Genomic DNA, 14,952 nt, shown 5'->3' with positions numbered 1-14,952 from the left:
TGGTAGGCGGCGGCGTCTTCGATGATGTGGTCGGCGGGCGCCAGCAGCACCAGGCCATCAGGATCTTCCGCCGCCACCAGGGCCGCGGCCGCCACCGCGCAGGGCGCGGTGTTGCGCCCCACCGGCTCCAGCACGATCCTTGGGGTCAGCCCGACCTCGGCCAACTGCGCCGCCGCGATCTGCGCATGGCCCGCGTTGCAGATCACCATGGGGGCCGCGAACCCCTCGCCCATGGCGCGCAGGGCGGTCTCCTGGATCAGCGTGCGTTCGCTGCCCAGCCGGTGGAACTGCTTGGGGTTGGAAACCCGGCTCACCGGCCAGAGCCTCGTGCCCGCGCCCCCGGACATGATGACGGGCGTGATCTTCGCCATGGTCTGGTCTTAGCCGGGCGGATCGAACTCCGCCACCAGATGCCCCGGCGCCACCTCGCGCAGCTCCGGCGCCAGGATCGGCGCGTTCGGGTCGGCCGGCAGGCGTGAGGGCAGGAACCGCAGCGCCGCGCGCGGGTCCATCGGGCTGGGCGGCTCGGCCGTCAGCTTCAGCCGCTGGCGGGTGCGCTCCACCTTCGGATCGGGGATCGGCGCCGCCGACAGCAGAGCGCGGGTGTAGGGGTGCCGGGCTCCCGCATAGAGCTGCTCGCGGCTTGCCTGCTCGACCACCCGGCCCAGGTACATCACCAGCACCCGGTGGCTGATCTCGCGCACCACCGCCAGGTCGTGGCTGATGAACACCATCGAGAGCCCCATGTCCTTCTGCAGGGCGATCAGGAGGTCGATGATCTGGGCGCGGATCGAGACGTCGAGGGCCGAGACCGCCTCGTCGCAGATCACCAGCTTCGGTCTGAGGATCATGGCCCGGGCGATGCCGACCCGCTGGTTCTGGCCGCCGGACAGCTCGTGCGGGTAGCGGTTGATCAGCGCCTCATCCAGCTCCACCCGGCCCATCATGGCCCGCACCTCGGCCTCGCGCGCCTTGCCGTCCAGGTCAGGGCGGAACACGGAGAGCGGCTCGGCGATCGAGGTCCCGACGGTCATCCGCGGATCGAGGCTCGCCAGTGGGTCCTGGAAGACGATCTGCAGGTCCTTCCGCGCGGCGCGCATCTCCTCGCGCTCGGCATGGCTGATGTCGCGGCCCATCAGGGTCACGGCCCCGCCGGTCGCGGGAATCAGCCTCAGGATGGCGCGGGCCAGGGTCGACTTGCCCGAGCCGCTCTCGCCGACCACGCCCAGGGTCTCGCCCTGGCGCACCTGGAACGAGACCCCGTCCACGGCGCGAAGCTCGCGCGCCTTGCGAAACAGCCCGTCCGAGATCGGGAACCAGACCTTGATGTCGCGGCCCTCGACGACCACCGGCGCATCGGCCGCCACCGGCCCCAGGACCGGCCGCCCGCCGCGATCCAGCCGGTCCAGGCGCGGGATCGCCGCCAGCAGGGCGCGCGTATAATCGGTCTTCGGCGCCGCGAAGATCTCTTCGGCCGAGCCCTCTTCGACAAAGGCCCCGTCCTTCATCACGCAGACCCGGTCGGCGAGCCTGGCGATCACGCCCATGTCGTGGGTGATCAGCACCATGGCCGCGCCGGTCTCGCGCTGCAGCTCGGCCATCAGGTCGAGGATCTCGGCCTGGACGGTGACGTCGAGCGCCGTCGTCGGCTCGTCGGCGATCAACAGCTCGGGCCCCACCGCCATGGCCGCGGCGATCATCACCCGCTGGCGCATGCCGCCGGAGAGCTCGTGCGGATACTGCCGCAGCCGCCGCGCCGCGTCGGGGATGCGCACCTTTTCCAGCCACTGCCGGGCGCGCTTCATCGCCTCAGTGCGCTCGAGGCCCAGGTGCTGGCGCAGGGGCTCGGCGATCTGCTCGCCGATCCGCACGTGCGGCGTCAGCGCGGTCAGCGGGTCCTGGAAGATCATGGTCATCTTCGAGCCGCGCACCTTGTTCAGGTCGCGCCGGGAGAGGCCCAGCAGCTCCTGGCCCTGGAGCCTCGCCGAACCGCTCGCCCGGCCGTTCTGGGCCAAGAGGCCCATCACCGCCATGAAGGTCTGGCTCTTGCCCGAGCCGCTCTCGCCGACCACGCCCAGCGTCGCCCCGCGCGGGATGGCGAGCGACACCCCGCGCACCGCCTGCACCACCCCGTCATAGGTGTCGAAGTCGACCTTCAGGTCATCGAGGGTGAGGACGGCGGGGGCTGAGCCGGGCATGGGCGGCGAGCTAGCCACGGAATGCGGTTTTTTGAAATCGCCTGCCAAGCCGCCCGCGTGCTAGGGCGGGGCCGTGCCCGCCAGCCCGCTCGACGCCAAGACTCGCCCCGCGCTGTTCCTCGACCGCGACGGGGTGCTGAACGAGGACCGCGGCTACGTCGCCCGCTGGGAGGATTTCGCGTGGATCCCCGGCGCCAGGGACGCCGTCGTCGCCTTCAACCGGGCCGGCTGGCTGGTGATCGTGGTGACCAACCAGTCGGGCGTCGGACGGGGCTACTATACCGAGGCCGACATGCACGCCCTGCATGCCCGCATGGCCGAGGAGCTGGCGGAGGCCGGCGGGCGCATCGACGCCTTCTACTTCGCCCCGCACCATCCGGAGTCGGCCGTCGAGAGCTACCGCCACCCCGACCCGCCGGACCGCAAGCCCAATCCGGGCATGATCCTGCGCGCGCTCGCCGACTGGCCCATCGACCGCGATCGCTCGGTGCTGGTGGGCGACAAGCGCTCCGACATGGAAGCCGCCAAGCGCGCCGGCATCCGCGGCCTGATGTTCAAGGGCGGCGACCTCAAGGCCTTCCTGATCGACGAGGCCCTACTGCTCGGCTGAGGCGGGGCCGACCCGCACGCTCAGCCGTCCGCCGGCGTCGCGCTGCACGGCGAGCGGCGCGCCGGGCGGGACCTCGCCCAGGTCCAGCTCCTCGCCCGGCGCGATCAGCCACATCCGCTGACCGACCTTGGCGAACACCAGATAGCCCTGGCTCCAGCCGCGGCGGGCGTTTTCCTTCAGCAGGCCGAACATCGGCTCCCGCCGCCAGGCCATGGGATTGGCGGCCTCGCAGTCGGCGGTGATGCGCCGGGCCTCGGCGTCCATCCTCAGCACCACCTTGCTGCGGTCGGGCCGGAAGGCGTCGGGCATGCCGGGATCGATGAGCCACTGGCAAGCGAAGGCCTGGCAGGAGGCCGGATGGCTCCCGTGGATCGCGCAGCCCTTGCCCGGATTGGCATGTGGGCACCAGACGCCCGCCGGCTTGGCCAGCTCCGCGATTTCCAGGACCTTGCAACAGAAGTTGCAGGCGCCGCAGGTCTTGGCCGGGCTCATCGGCCGACTGTAGCAGAGCCCCCCTCCATCTGGACCAGCATCCGCTCCAGCGCCGCCAGCTCGTCGGCCTCGCCGGGCGGCTTGTCCCAGCGGATGCGGCTGATCCGCGGGAAGCGCATGGCGACGCCGGACTTGTGCCGCCCCGAGCGCTGCAAGCCCTCGAAGGCCACCTCGAAGACGAGGCCATGGTGCGGCTCGGCGCGGACCGAGCGCACCGGCCCGAACCGCTCGATCGTGTTGTCGCGCACATATTTGTCGATCTGCTTCAGCTCTTCGTCGGTGAAGCCGAAATAGGCCTTGCCGACCGGCGTCAGCGCGCGGCCGCCGTCCTCGCCGCTGGTCCACACCCCGAAGGTGTAGTCGGAATAGAAGCTGGAGCGCTTCCCGTGCCCGCGCTGGGCGTACATCAGGACCGCGTCGATCAGGAACGGATCGCGCTTCCACTTGAACCAGGGCCCCTTCGGCCGCCCGGCCTCGTAGAGGCTGTCCCAGCGCTTCAGCATGAGCCCTTCGGCGACCTGCGGATCGCCGGATGGCGGGTTGGCCCGCAAGGCGGCCAGCGCCGGCCAGCCGTCGAACGGCTGCATCGGCGACAGGTCGATACGGGGCGAGGCCTGGCGTCCCACGAAGGCCTCCAGGCGCTTGCGCCGCTCGGCGAAGCTCAGCGTCCGGGTATCCTCCCGGCCCTCGGCCAGGAGGTCGTAGGCGCGGATGCCGGCCGGGTATTTCGCCATCAGCTTGGCGTCGACGGCCTTGCGGTTCAGCCGCTGCTGCAGGTCGGCGAAGCTGGCCGCCTTTCCCTCTTTCAGCACCAGGAGTTCGCCATCGATCACGCCCTCCTCGAAGAGGGCGTCCACCAGGTCCGGAAAGGTGCGCGAGATGTCGTCGCCGGTGCGGGTGTAGAGCCGGCGCGCCCCGGCCTCATGGACCAGCTGCACGCGGATTCCGTCCCATTTCCATTCGGCGGCGTAGTCGGCCGGATCGAGCTTGGCGAAATCGACCGCCTCGTCGATCGCCTGGGCCAGCATCACCGGCCGGAAGCGCCCGGGATTGTCCGACGACGGCTTCTCCGAACGCCCCTCCAGCCAGGCGAACAGGTCCTCGTAGGGCGGGTGCAGGGCGTGCCAAAGCTCCTCGATCTCGGCCGGCTCGACCGCGCCCGCCTCGCCCATCTCCGCCGCCGCCCGCTTGGCGAGCCGGGCCGTCAGCCCCACGCGCAAGCCGCCGGTCATCAGCTTCAGGAGCGCCCACCGCTCTCGCGGCTCGTCCATGGCGTCGAGCCAGCCCTCGATCAGCGCCTGGACCTCGGCCCGCGTGGCGGTGCGCAGCGCCTCCACCACCTCCGACAGTTCCGGCTCGCGGTTGGCGCCCGGCCGCCGCGGCCAGACCAGCGCCACCGTCTCGGCCAGGTCGCCCACATAGTCGTAGGACCACCAGAACAGCTGCGGGTCCATCCGCGCCTCGACCGCCTTCCTGATGAAGGCGGGCTTTGCCGCGTTGAAGCTCAGGTCGCCGGTCAGCGCCGCCAGCGCCCAGCCGCGGTCCGGGTCCGGCGTCTCGCGCAGGTAGTCGCGCACCAGCCGCAGCTTGGCGTTCCGCGACCCGGTCAGGCTCAGCCGGTCCAGCAGTTCGGCGAAGGCGCGCATCTACTCTTTTCGACCGTCATGGCCGGGCTTGTCCCGGCCACCCATAAACGCAGGCGTCCGCGAAAATGGCGAGGCGACGCCGCCGCGGTCAACGTTCGCCATCGGCGTCTATGGGTCCCCGGGACAAGCCCGGGGATGACGGACCGGATTCGGGATCAGCCCTCGCCGATCATCCCGCCGGTATCCTGGCCGAGGTCGCCCTCGCCCGCCATGCCGGGATCGCGGCTGTCCTCGCCGCCGGGCGCCGGCATCCCGCCGGTCTTCGGCGGCAGGCCGCCACCGTCGGGCCTGGAGACCGGCCCGCCCATGCCGCCGCCGCTGCCGGGTGTCGGAGTGTTCGGTTCGCTCATCTTGGCCTCCTGTTCGCGCAAGCGAACGCCACCGGCGGGCCCGCGTTCCTTGGCGGGACTAGGCGCCGCGCCGCCAGGACGCCTCGATGAGTGGGAAGGCCGCCTCCAGGTCCGCGGCGTTGCACAGCCGGAACCGCATGTAGGGCCTCCGCTCGTCGGCGAGCTTGAACTTGCTCATCCGCGCCGCGCCGCTGCGGCGCGCGTGGACGACGATCGCCCGGGATTGAATCGTGAAGCTCACGAAGTTGTCAGGGGCGTTGACGTAGCGGCGTCTGTGCCCAAGACCGCCGTCGAGGGCGCGCAGGGCGCCTCGCGGCTGCAGGGCCCGCACGCGCTCGAGCAGGCCGCCCAAGGCGCGGCAAAGGTCCGCGTGCTTCAGCTTCGCCCTGGCTTCGGCCAGGAACGCCAGGTCGCCGGCGCCGGGCGCCGGCGACGGAACCGCGGCCGGAGCGACGGCCGGAGCCGGCGTCACCTCGACCCTGATGGGATCGTCCGCATTGGCCGGGGCCCAGGCCTTCGCACGCCTGCCGACCAGCAGGGCGAGGCCGGGCGCACCCATCGTCACGAGCCTCAGCTTCGTTGCATCCAGCATCAGGTCGCCGTCCGTCGGGATTTCCTCGTCGATCATCAGGACCGAGAACGGGGCCAGCGGACCTTGCCCCGGGTCTTGGAACAGTTTCAGCAGAATCTCCGGGCAATCGACGAGCGTCACATCGACTGCCGGCTGGGCAAGCCGCTGCAATTGTACGTTCACGCGCACCTTCATCTTTCGACTATCGGCTGCAGACATCGGAGCAGCAGTGCCAACAGAACGCGCGAGAGTGGAATTCAGTCCTCGTCCTCTTCCTCGTAACCGACCAACGCCAGGGCCCGGGCCGGCACGCCGTGCAGCTCCGCCCAGCGGGCCAGGGCCTCCTCGCGGCCGTGGGTGATCCACAGTTCGCCCGGCCGCAGCTCGTCCACCGTGCCGGTCAGCTCGTCCCAGTCGGCGTGGTCTGAGATGATCAGCGGCAGCTCGACGCCGCGCTGCCGGGCGCGGGCCCGCACCTGCATCCAGCCCGAGGCGAAGGCCGTCACCGGATCGGGGAACCGCCGGCTCCAACGGTCCTGCAGGGCCGAGGGCGGGGCGATGACGATCTCGCCGGCGAAGTCTTTCTTGTCCGCCGTGGTCGCCGGCTCCAGCGGCCCAAGCTCGATCCCGTGCCGCTCATAGAGCGCGTTCAGCCGCTCCAGCGCGCCGTGCACATAGATCGGCCGCGCCCAGCCGGCCTCGCGCAGCAGCCGGATGATCCGCTGCGCCTTGCCCAGCGCATAGGCCCCCACCAGGTGCGCCCGCTCCGGGAACTGGCCCACCGAGCGCAGCAGCCGGGCGATCTCATGGCGGTCGTCGGGATGGCGGAAGACCGGCAGGGCGAAGGTCGCCTCCGAAATGAACACGTCGCAGGCCACGGGCTCGAAGGCCGGGCATGTGGGGTCTCGTCTTCGCTTGTAATCCCCGCTGACCACCATGGTCAGGCCCTTCCAGCGCACCACCACCTGGGCCGAGCCCAGCACATGGCCGGCCGGGGCCAGGGTCACCTGCACGGCGTCGCGGTCCACCGCCTCGCCATAGGCCGCGGCCTGCCTGGCCTGGGCGAAGTCCGGGCCGTAGCGCTCGGCCATGATGTCGAGCGTGGCCTGCGTGGCCAGCACCGCGCCGTGCCCGGCGCGGGCGTGGTCGGCGTGGCCGTGGGTGATCACCGCACGCGCCACCGGCCGCACCGGGTCGATGTAGAAATCGCCGGGCGCGCAATAGAGCCCCTCGGGCCTGGGGCAGAGCAGGTCCTGCGGTCGGATCATGGGTCTGAACCTAGGCGCCCCGCGCGATTGCGCAACCTTACCAAGTCTTCATCTTGTGAATTCCTATTAACCTTATGAATTCGACGTCATGACCAACACTTAACAAGTATTCGCGAAAGGCGATGCGTATACCCCTCTCACCGAAACGCATGGGCCGGCCCGCCGGACCCCAACAAGGAGAGAGACCATGACCAACGCCGTTTCCCCGATCCTCGGCTTCGCCAATTTCGTGATGGCCGCCACCCCCGTCCTCGCCCTGGTGATCGCCTACGTCCTGCCGATGATCCACTAAACCCTCACCTCGCGGCATCATTGACCCCGACCCCCTTCGCCCCTAACCCCGCAGGGCATGGCCGCTGACCTCGAGTTCCTTCGCCAGATGGGCCAGCACATGGCCACGACGGTGCCGCAGGCGGCCGCGCTCGGCTTCCGCTTCGTCTCCGTCGAGCATGGCAAGGGCGTCATCGAGGTCCCCTGGCGCGAGGACCTGGTCGGAGATCCCGACACCGGCGTGATCGCCGGCGGGGTGGTCACCAGCCTCCTGGACCACACCTGCGGCCTGGCCATCTCCTCGGCCGCCTACGACGTCACCCAAGGCCCCTTCGGCACCGCCACCCTCGACCTGCGCATCGACTACATGCGCCCCGCCGTCCCGCGCGCCGGGGTCACCGCCGAGGCCCACTGCTACAAGCTCACCCGCTCCATCGCCTTCGTCCGCGCCCAGGCCTGGGACGCCGACCCGGCCGACCCCATCGCCACCGCCCAGGCCGCCTTCATGCTGACGGGCCGCGCCGGGGCATGAGCGAAGCCGACCACGCCAAGCTCGAGGCCTTCCTGCAGCGGGCGCCCTACATCCGCTTTCTCGGCATGCGCGCCGAACTGGCCGGCGACGAGATGACCGCCGTCCTGCCGTTCCAGCCGCACCTGGTCGGCAACACCATGATCCCGGCCCTGCACGGCGGGGTGATCGGCGGCTTCCTGGAGGCCACGGCGCTGGCCCAGCTCTGGGTGACCCAGGGCTCCGGCCGGCTCGCCAAGACCATCGACGTCACCATCGAATATCTGCGCCCCGGCCGGGCCATGACCACCTATGCGCGGGCCGAGCTGCGCAAGGTCGGCCGCCGCGTGGCCAACGTCCACGTCGAGGCCTGGCAGGAAGCCCGCAACACCCCGGTCGCCGCCCTCAGGGGGCACTTCCTGCTGGCGGAGGCGTAGCCGCCGCCGGGGCGCGGCTCATAATCAGGGCCAGGACCAGGCTCACCCCATAGCCCCAGAGCAGCCAGGCCGCGCCCAGGCGCACCAGTTGCTCGGTGTCGCCATAGACCTGAGGCGCCCAGCGCAGGGCCGCGCCATCCACCAGCATGGCCACCGCACCCGCGAGCAGGACGCCGGCGGCCAGCTGCTCACGCGCCAGCCGAGCGGCCGAGCGGGTCGCCCGCACGCTCAGCCAGCCCACCGGCAAGGCCGTGGCGAACATCAGGGCGCCGCGGGTCGGATCGAGCAGCCCGTACGCCGACCAGCGGATGGAGACGGTCGCCGCCGCCCAGAAGGCGAGGCCGACGAGCGTAAGGATGGCGATCTGAGACGGGCGCAGCATGCAAGCCTCCGCGAAGATGTAGCATGCGCTACATATCAGAAAACTGTAGCGCATGCTACAAGATTCCCATGTCACCTCCCGCCTCGCCCTTCGAGCTGAAGCGCGCCGAGCTCACCGAGCGGCTGGCCGACCTCGCCCTGCGCGACGGCATGAGCCCCTTCGCCCTGCGCGATCTCGCCGCCGCGCTCGCCACCAGCGACCGCATGCTGCTCTACTATTTCACCTCAAAGTCGGAGTTGGTGCGGGCGGTCCTGCGGCGCATCTCGCGGCGGATGGCGGCGGCGCTGGCGGGCTCGGCCCTGGATCGACGGCTGCCGCCCGACCGCTTCCTGACCCAGGCCTGGAGCCTGCTCACCGATCCCGCCCTCGCGCCTTACATGGGCGTCTGGGCCGAAATTACCGCGCTCGGCGCGCGCGGAGAGCAGCCGTACCGGGAGGCGGCGCGGGCCGGGATCGTCGGCTGGCGCAACTGGGTGGCCGAGCGGCTCGACGTCGCCGAGGGCCCGCACAAGGCCGTGCTGGCGGCCGGCGTCCTGACCCTCCTGGAGGGCGCGACCTTGCTGGAGCTGTCCCTGCCCGGATCGACCGCTGGCGTGCGGGAGCTGTTCGCCGAGGCTTTGGCCGGAGCCGCTTAGGGCGCGGGCGCGGGCGGAGCCACCGCCGCCTTCTCCGTCTCGATCGCGGCCAGCGCCGCCTGGGCCGTGGCGAGGCCCGCCGCGTCACCCTTCTTCCGCGCCGCGATCAGGTCGCGCGTCGCGGCCATCTCGCGCACCGGGATCAGGTGGCGATCGTCGGCCGGCGCGAAGGGCGCGGTCTGCAGCCGGGCCAGCACCGCGCGCTGGCGCCTGGCCTCGGCGCTATCGCCCACGCCATAGCCGTAGATGAAGCGGGCGATCTTCGCCTTCAGCGCCGGGTCGAGGTCCTTGCGCCAGATCAGCGGGTCCTCCGGCAGCCGGGGCGAGCGCCAGATCACCTCCACATTGGCGAGCGTCCTCCTGGCCACCTCGGTGTCGAGCATGGCCAGCCGCTCCAGGGCGGTGTTGTTGTTGGTCGCCGCGGCCATCACGCCGGAGCCCACCGCATAGAGGTTGGCCTCGTGGCTCGCCGAGCGCACCGTGCGGAAACAGGCCGCGGGATCGATGCCGCGCGGGCCGAACAGATAGGTCATCGGCGCCAGGGTTCCGGAGGTGGATTCCGCATCGCCCATGCCGAAGTCGAGCGTCCGGTCGCACTTGAGCAGCTTGTCCAGCGTCAGGCCGAGCCCCTTGCGGGCGATGATCACCGACTCGTAGCCGGCCCGCCCGGTCGGATTGACGGTGTGGGCGAAGACCTCCCCGCCGCCGCGCCGCACCGCCTCCAGCCCCGACTGGTTGGAGAAATAGCCAAGGTCGGTCTGCTTGAAGCGCAGGGCCTCCACCAGGCCGGTGTAGTTCGAGCCATAGTAGGGCTTCACCTTCACGCCCACCGCCTTGCCGAAGTCGGCGAGGAAGGGCGCCCAGTCCGCCTCGCCGGTCTGGCGCGACTCGTTGGAGAGGATCGAGAAGGTCAGGGTCTTCGCCGGCGGCGTCGCGGGCGGCCCGCAGGCGCCGAGCGCCAGCAGGGCGGCGAGCGTTGCGAGCCGGCGGCCGATCACGACGGGTGCGCCGCCTTCTCCGCCTGGACGGCCTTGAGGCTGGCCTCGGCCTTGGCCAGCGCGGGCTTGTCGCCCTTGGCCTTCGCGGCGGCCACCTGGCCCGCCGCCTCCATCTCCCGCACCGGGATCAGGTGGCTGTCGTCGGCCGCCTTGAAGGGGCCGAGCTGCAGGCGTTTCAGCACCGCCCGCTGGCGCTCGGCGTCCTTGCCCGTCCCCGTCCCGTAGGAAAGGATGAAGCCCTTCACCTTGTCCTTGATCGCCGGATCCAGGTCCTTGCGCCAGACCATCGGGTCCTCGGGGATGGTCGGCGAGCGCCAGATCACCTCGAGGTTGGCCAGGGTCTTCCTGGCGATCGGCGTACCCTGCGCGGCCAGCCGGTCCATGGAGTTGGTGTTGTCGGTGGCGGCGTCCAGAACCCCGGAGCCGACCGACAGCAGGTTCGCCTCCGCCCCGGCGTTGCGCACGGTGCGGAAACAGCGCGCCGGCTCGATGTTCCGGGGCCAGAACAGATAGGTCATGGGCGCAAGCGTGCCCGAGGTCGACTTGGCGTCGCCCATGCCGAAGCTCAGCCGGGCGCCGCATTTCAGCAGCTTGTCGAGCGTGATCCCGCTGCCCTTGCGGATGATGATCACCCCCTGATAGCCATCGGGCCCGCTGGGCTTGGAGGTCCGGGCGAACACCTCGCCGCCGGCCCGGCGCACCGCCTCCAGCCCCGACTGGTTGGTGAACCAGCCGAGGTCCGACTGCTTGAAGCGCATGGCCTCGATCGCCGCGGCATAGTTGGAGCCGAAGAAGGGCTTTACGTGCAGCCCGGTCGCCGCCTCCATGTCGCGCAGGAACGGCCCCCATTCCTGCATCTGGACCTGGGTGTTCTCGGTCGAGACGATCGAGAAGGTGAGCGTCTTCGCAGGCGGCGCGGCCGGACCCTGTTTGGCGCAGGCGGCAAGCGCCAGGAGGGCGGCGAGGGCGACGAGACGGCTGTTCATGGGTTCAGCATAGCCCAGCTTTGCGGCCCCCCGTCAAAATGGGCGCTTGAGCCTGGGCCGCCGGGGCGGTAACCCGCAGCCCCCATGCTGCAAGGTCTCTCCCATCAGGCCCGCGAGGCGAAGAGCTGGCCGTTCGAACAGGCGCGCCTCCTGCTCGACCGCGTCTTCCGCCTGCGCCTGACGGAGGAAGAGCGGGATCTCGCCGCCACCCTGGTCGGCGCCGGCAAGATCGCCGAGGCCGTGGCCGCCCTGCCGGCGCTTCGCGAGCCGGTGATCTTCCAGTGCGGCTATGGCGCGTCTGGCCTGCCGCACATGGGCACCTTCGGCGAGGCCGCGCGGCCGACCATGGTCCGCACCGCCTTCCGCGCGCTGACGGAAGACGCCATCCCCACCGAGCTGATCGTCTTCTCCGACGACATGGATGGCCTGCGGAAGATCCCCGACAACGTGCCCAACCGCGAGATGCTGGAGGAGGACCGCGACAAGCCTGTCACCTCGGTCCGCGACCCCTACGGCGAGCACGAGAGCTTCGGCGCCCACAACAACGCCCGCATGCGCGCCTTCCTCGATGGCTTCGGCTTCGACTACACCTTCATGTCGTCCACCGAGACCTACCGGTCCGGCCGCTTCGATGAGGTGCTGCTGCGCATCCTCGAGCGCTTCGACGCCATCCAGGCGATCATGCTGCCGACGCTGGGCGAAGAGCGCCGCGCCACCTATTCGCCCTTCCTGCCGATCAGCCCCAAGACCGGCCGCGTGCTGCAGGCGCCGACCCTGGAGCGCAACATCGAGAAGGGCACGATCGTCTTCGCCGACGAGGACGGGACGCTCACCGAAGTCCCGGTCACCGGCGGCCACGTGAAGCTGCAATGGCGCCCCGACTGGGCCGCGCGCTGGACCGCGCTGAAGGTCGACTTCGAGGCCTCCGGCAAGGACCTGGTGGACTCGGTGCGCATCTCCAACCGCATCGTCAAGGCGCTGGGCGCCGAGCCGCCGGAGGCCTTCCACTTCGAGCTCTTCATGGACGAGAACAACCAGAAGATCTCCAAGTCCAAGGGCAATGGCCTGACGATGGAGGAGTGGCTGCGCTACGGCACGCCGGAGAGCCTCGCCTACTACATGTACCAGTCGCCCAAGTCGGCGAAGCGGCTCTATTTCGACGTCATCCCCAAGGCCGCCGACGAGTACCTCTCGCACCTCGACGCCTTCAACCGCGCCAAGGCCGAAGGCGGCAATGCGCCGGCCATCGACAATCCCGCCTGGCACGTCCACCGCGGCGCGCCCCCGGCCAAGGGCTCGCCGGTGAGCTTCTCACTGCTGCTGAACCTGGTGGCCGGGGCCGACGCCTCGACCAAGGACATCCTCTGGGGCTTCCTGGAGCGCTACATCCCCGGCGCGACGCCGCAAACCGAGCCGCTGCTCGACCAGCTCGTCGGCTACGCGATCAACTACTACGAGGACTTCGTGAAGCCCGCGAAGCGCTTCCGCGAGCCCGACGCCCGCGAGCGCGCCGCCATGGAGGCGCTTGCCACGCGCCTCGCCGCCCTGCCCGCCGACGCCGACGCCGAGACGATCCAGAACGAGGTCTTCGAGGTCGGCAAACAGGCCGGCTTCGAGCCGCTGCGCGCCTGGTTCACCGCCCTCTACGAAGTGCTGCTCGGCCAGACCCAGGGCCCCCGCTTCGGCTCCTTCGTGGCCATCTTCGGCGTCCAGCGCACGATCGACCTCATCCACCGCGCCCTCGCCGGAGAGCTCGCGGCGGCCTAGGGGCGCGGGCCCATAGATCGGCCAGGTCCGCTTTCGGCCCTGACGTCGATGTCCGCTATGGACCCGTTGCGGATGTTCAGTTCGTCCGATCCTTACCAACTTCGCCCCTGCCCAGCAGTGTCCGGCGAAGCTGAGTCCAATCCAAGAGCGCTAGGAACACGGGGCCAAGCCCTCGCCCGAGCTCAGTAAGCTCGTAGTCCACCTTTGGAGGCACCTGAGCGTGGATGGTGCGCTTCACGACCCCATCCCCTTCCAGACCGCGGAGTTGCTGGATCAGCATCTTTTGCGAAACTTGCGGGATCGCGCGCCGCAACTCCGAAAAGCGCAGCACGGGCTCACCATAGAGATGCGCCACGATCAGCATCTTCCAGCGCCCTTCAAGGATTGAGATCGCCTCCTCCACGTCCTCGACGCAGGCGATCTTCGGAATCTTCGGCTCCGCTAAGCGAGGATCGGACATGCGCTTACCTCTAGGTGACTGGCACACCTTTTCGTCCATTCTTGCCAGATGGAGAGCGGGTCGCCTAGATGCCCATCGCCTCCTGTCGTCACTTCACAAATACGAGCTGAGCATGCGCGCTTACCGTTTCGACAGCTTCGATAGCCTGGACGAGCTCCGCGTTCACGAAGAGGCCGAACCGCGGCCGCAGCGAGGCGAGGTGCTGGTTCGCGTACATGCGGTCTCTCTGAATTTTCGTGACATCGCCATGCTGCGGGGGCGCTATCCACGCAAGTGCGTCCCCGGGCTGATCCCAACCAGCGACGCGGCCGGAGAAATCGTGGCGGTGGGCGAAGGCGTCCGCGCGCTCAAGGTTGGCGACCGGGTGATCGGAGCGTTCCATCCGCGCTGGTTCGGCGGCGAGACGCCGTCCACGATCGCCAGCGACACCTACGGCGCGGAGAGCGACGGTTGGCTCTGCGAACTGAAGGCGATCAGCCAGGAAGCCGTTGTCCCGCTGCCGGACGCGCTCTCGTACGAGGAGGCGTCAGCCCTTCCCTGCGCAGGCGTCACAGCCTGGACAGCCCTCACGGGACCTGTGCCCATTCGCGCCGGGCACACTGTGCTTGTCCAGGGCAGCGGCGGCGTCTCCATCTTCGCCCTCCAGGTGGCCCGTGCGGTGGGCGCCACGGTGATCGCCACCACTTCCAGCGAGGCCAAGGCTGAGCAGCTGAAGGCAATGGGCGCTGCTCACGTCGTGAACTATGTCGAGGAGCCTGAGTGGGGGCGCCGGGTTCACGAACTCACTGACGGCCGAGGTGTTGATCGAGTGGTCGAGGTCGGCGGGCCTGGCACCATCGTCCAATCTCTACGCGCTGTGGCGCTTGGCGGTGAGATCGCCTCGATCGGCTTTCTGAGCACCGAGAACCCTGGCATCGACTTCTTCCAACTAAAGGCAAGCGGCGCGAGCATCCGCAACGTCACCGTTGGCGACCGCGCCGCCCTGCTGGACTTCAATCGCGCCGTCGCGGCCACCGGCCTGAAGCCGGTGATCGACCGGGTCTTTGCATTCGACGAGGCGCGTGAGGCCTTCGCTCACCTTGAGAGCGGAGCGCATTTCGGAAAGGTCGTAGTCCGCTGCGTGGACTGAAGTCCGCTTTCCACCCCTAGCGGTCATTCGCCGAGTCCGCTTACCCTGCGGCCAAGGTTGATCCGCTTGGGGGCGGCGCGTTGGACATCCACAAACCCAAGCCGTGGCACGGCTGGCGGGAGTTCCTGAAGGAATACGGGATCATCGTGCTGGGGGTGTTGACGGCTCTCGCTGCGGAGCAGTTCGTCGAGAACCTGCGTTGGGCCCAGAAGCTGGCCGAAACCCGCGCCCAGCTGAACATCGAA

The 14,952-nt window shown here is 69.8% G+C and carries 17 protein-coding genes; 6 read left to right on the top strand and 11 right to left on the bottom strand.

The annotated features are described in order from the left end of the window. A partial coding sequence (locus tag VGT80_RS15920) for a sugar phosphate nucleotidyltransferase (RefSeq protein ID WP_327457512.1) occupies positions 1 to 371 on the bottom strand: 371 nt, incomplete at its 3' end. 9 nt (positions 372 to 380) lie between these two features. Beyond that, a complete protein-coding gene (locus VGT80_RS15915) occupies positions 381 to 2,216 on the bottom strand; it encodes a dipeptide ABC transporter ATP-binding protein (protein WP_327457510.1) in 1,836 nt (611 codons plus the stop codon). 55 nt (positions 2,217 to 2,271) lie between these two features. On the opposite strand from VGT80_RS15915, the gene VGT80_RS15910 reads away from it, so the two are divergent. Next, a complete protein-coding gene (locus tag VGT80_RS15910; protein ID WP_327457508.1) occupies positions 2,272 to 2,808 on the top strand; it encodes an HAD family hydrolase in 537 nt (178 codons plus the stop codon). Here VGT80_RS15910 and VGT80_RS15905 read toward each other — a convergent pair. From VGT80_RS15905 to VGT80_RS15885, 5 genes are all read right to left on the bottom strand, one after another. Continuing rightward, positions 2,794 to 3,300, bottom strand: coding sequence for a YkgJ family cysteine cluster protein (locus tag VGT80_RS15905; protein ID WP_327457506.1), 507 nt, complete (start codon positions 3,298 to 3,300; stop codon positions 2,794 to 2,796). The two genes, VGT80_RS15910 and VGT80_RS15905, sit on opposite strands and share 15 nt — an antisense overlap. Further along, on the bottom strand, positions 3,297 to 4,946 hold the full coding sequence (locus VGT80_RS15900; RefSeq protein WP_327457504.1) for a cisplatin damage response ATP-dependent DNA ligase: 1,650 nt from the start codon (positions 4,944 to 4,946) through the stop codon (positions 3,297 to 3,299). The genes VGT80_RS15905 and VGT80_RS15900 overlap by 4 nt, the downstream gene beginning before the upstream one ends. A gap of 155 nt (positions 4,947 to 5,101) precedes the next feature. Next, positions 5,102 to 5,296, bottom strand: coding sequence for a hypothetical protein (locus tag VGT80_RS15895; protein ID WP_327457502.1), 195 nt, complete (start codon positions 5,294 to 5,296; stop codon positions 5,102 to 5,104). 58 nt (positions 5,297 to 5,354) lie between these two features. After that, complete coding sequence (locus VGT80_RS15890; protein ID WP_327457500.1) at positions 5,355 to 6,050, bottom strand: hypothetical protein; 696 nt, start codon at positions 6,048 to 6,050, stop codon at positions 5,355 to 5,357. Between the two features lie 74 nt (positions 6,051 to 6,124). Next, positions 6,125 to 7,135, bottom strand: a complete 1,011-nt coding sequence (locus VGT80_RS15885) for a ligase-associated DNA damage response exonuclease (protein ID WP_327457498.1) — start codon at positions 7,133 to 7,135, stop codon at positions 6,125 to 6,127. Between the two features lie 349 nt (positions 7,136 to 7,484). On the opposite strand from VGT80_RS15885, the gene VGT80_RS15880 reads away from it, so the two are divergent. After that, a complete protein-coding gene (locus tag VGT80_RS15880; protein ID WP_327457496.1) occupies positions 7,485 to 7,937 on the top strand; it encodes a PaaI family thioesterase in 453 nt (150 codons plus the stop codon). Next, positions 7,934 to 8,350, top strand: coding sequence for a PaaI family thioesterase (locus VGT80_RS15875; RefSeq protein WP_327457494.1), 417 nt, complete (start codon positions 7,934 to 7,936; stop codon positions 8,348 to 8,350). Before VGT80_RS15880 ends, VGT80_RS15875 begins: the two co-directional genes overlap by 4 nt. Here the strand turns inward: VGT80_RS15875 and VGT80_RS15870 are convergent. Continuing rightward, complete coding sequence (locus VGT80_RS15870; RefSeq protein ID WP_327457492.1) at positions 8,319 to 8,732, bottom strand: hypothetical protein; 414 nt, start codon at positions 8,730 to 8,732, stop codon at positions 8,319 to 8,321. The genes VGT80_RS15875 and VGT80_RS15870 overlap by 32 nt on opposite strands. A 68-nt stretch (positions 8,733 to 8,800) precedes the next feature. On the opposite strand from VGT80_RS15870, the gene VGT80_RS15865 reads away from it, so the two are divergent. Further along, positions 8,801 to 9,367, top strand: coding sequence for a TetR family transcriptional regulator (locus VGT80_RS15865; RefSeq protein ID WP_327457490.1), 567 nt, complete (start codon positions 8,801 to 8,803; stop codon positions 9,365 to 9,367). Here the strand turns inward: VGT80_RS15865 and phnD (VGT80_RS15860) are convergent. Both phnD (VGT80_RS15860) and phnD (VGT80_RS15855) read right to left on the bottom strand, forming a co-directional pair. Next, the gene (phnD, locus tag VGT80_RS15860) at positions 9,364 to 10,365 is read right to left on the bottom strand and encodes a phosphate/phosphite/phosphonate ABC transporter substrate-binding protein (protein WP_327457488.1); all 1,002 of its coding nucleotides are present in this window, start codon (positions 10,363 to 10,365) and stop codon (positions 9,364 to 9,366) included. The two genes, VGT80_RS15865 and phnD (VGT80_RS15860), sit on opposite strands and share 4 nt — an antisense overlap. After that, positions 10,362 to 11,351, bottom strand: a complete 990-nt coding sequence (phnD, locus tag VGT80_RS15855; protein ID WP_327457486.1) for a phosphate/phosphite/phosphonate ABC transporter substrate-binding protein — start codon at positions 11,349 to 11,351, stop codon at positions 10,362 to 10,364. The genes phnD (VGT80_RS15860) and phnD (VGT80_RS15855) overlap by 4 nt, the downstream gene beginning before the upstream one ends. A gap of 84 nt (positions 11,352 to 11,435) precedes the next feature. On the opposite strand from phnD (VGT80_RS15855), the gene VGT80_RS15850 reads away from it, so the two are divergent. After that, a complete protein-coding gene (locus tag VGT80_RS15850) occupies positions 11,436 to 13,118 on the top strand; it encodes a lysine--tRNA ligase (protein ID WP_327457484.1) in 1,683 nt (560 codons plus the stop codon). 76 nt (positions 13,119 to 13,194) lie between these two features. Here the strand turns inward: VGT80_RS15850 and VGT80_RS15845 are convergent, their stop codons facing one another. Then, positions 13,195 to 13,578, bottom strand: coding sequence for a helix-turn-helix domain-containing protein (locus VGT80_RS15845; protein WP_327457483.1), 384 nt, complete (start codon positions 13,576 to 13,578; stop codon positions 13,195 to 13,197). Between the two features lie 112 nt (positions 13,579 to 13,690). Between VGT80_RS15845 and VGT80_RS15840 the strand changes: the two genes are divergently transcribed. Continuing rightward, entirely contained in the window at positions 13,691 to 14,707 is a 1,017-nt protein-coding gene (locus VGT80_RS15840; protein ID WP_327457481.1) for an NAD(P)-dependent alcohol dehydrogenase, read from the top strand. The last annotated feature ends 245 nt before the right edge of the window (positions 14,708 to 14,952 follow it).

Origin of the sequence: Phenylobacterium sp. (genome assembly GCF_035944335.1) — a bacterium.
GTDB lineage: Bacteria > Pseudomonadota > Alphaproteobacteria > Caulobacterales > Caulobacteraceae > Phenylobacterium.
Note: the sequence above shows the minus strand (reverse complement) of the source record. Positions and strands in the feature narration are given on the sequence as shown.

Coding starts and splice junctions, on each gene's coding strand:
- VGT80_RS15870 (WP_327457492.1), bottom strand. CDS start 8,732: ATGCTGCGCCCGTCTCAGATCGCCATCCTTACGCTCGTCGGCCTCGCC.
- VGT80_RS15885 (WP_327457498.1), bottom strand. CDS start 7,135: ATGATCCGACCGCAGGACCTGCTCTGCCCCAGGCCCGAGGGGCTCTAT.
- VGT80_RS15880 (WP_327457496.1), top strand. CDS start 7,485: ATGGCCGCTGACCTCGAGTTCCTTCGCCAGATGGGCCAGCACATGGCC.
- VGT80_RS15895 (WP_327457502.1), bottom strand. CDS start 5,296: ATGAGCGAACCGAACACTCCGACACCCGGCAGCGGCGGCGGCATGGGC.
- VGT80_RS15875 (WP_327457494.1), top strand. CDS start 7,934: ATGAGCGAAGCCGACCACGCCAAGCTCGAGGCCTTCCTGCAGCGGGCG.
- VGT80_RS15905 (WP_327457506.1), bottom strand. CDS start 3,300: ATGAGCCCGGCCAAGACCTGCGGCGCCTGCAACTTCTGTTGCAAGGTC.
- VGT80_RS15840 (WP_327457481.1), top strand. CDS start 13,691: ATGCGCGCTTACCGTTTCGACAGCTTCGATAGCCTGGACGAGCTCCGC.
- VGT80_RS15850 (WP_327457484.1), top strand. CDS start 11,436: ATGCTGCAAGGTCTCTCCCATCAGGCCCGCGAGGCGAAGAGCTGGCCG.
- VGT80_RS15900 (WP_327457504.1), bottom strand. CDS start 4,946: ATGCGCGCCTTCGCCGAACTGCTGGACCGGCTGAGCCTGACCGGGTCG.
- VGT80_RS15865 (WP_327457490.1), top strand. CDS start 8,801: ATGTCACCTCCCGCCTCGCCCTTCGAGCTGAAGCGCGCCGAGCTCACC.
- VGT80_RS15845 (WP_327457483.1), bottom strand. CDS start 13,578: ATGTCCGATCCTCGCTTAGCGGAGCCGAAGATTCCGAAGATCGCCTGC.
- phnD (WP_327457486.1), bottom strand. CDS start 11,351: ATGAACAGCCGTCTCGTCGCCCTCGCCGCCCTCCTGGCGCTTGCCGCC.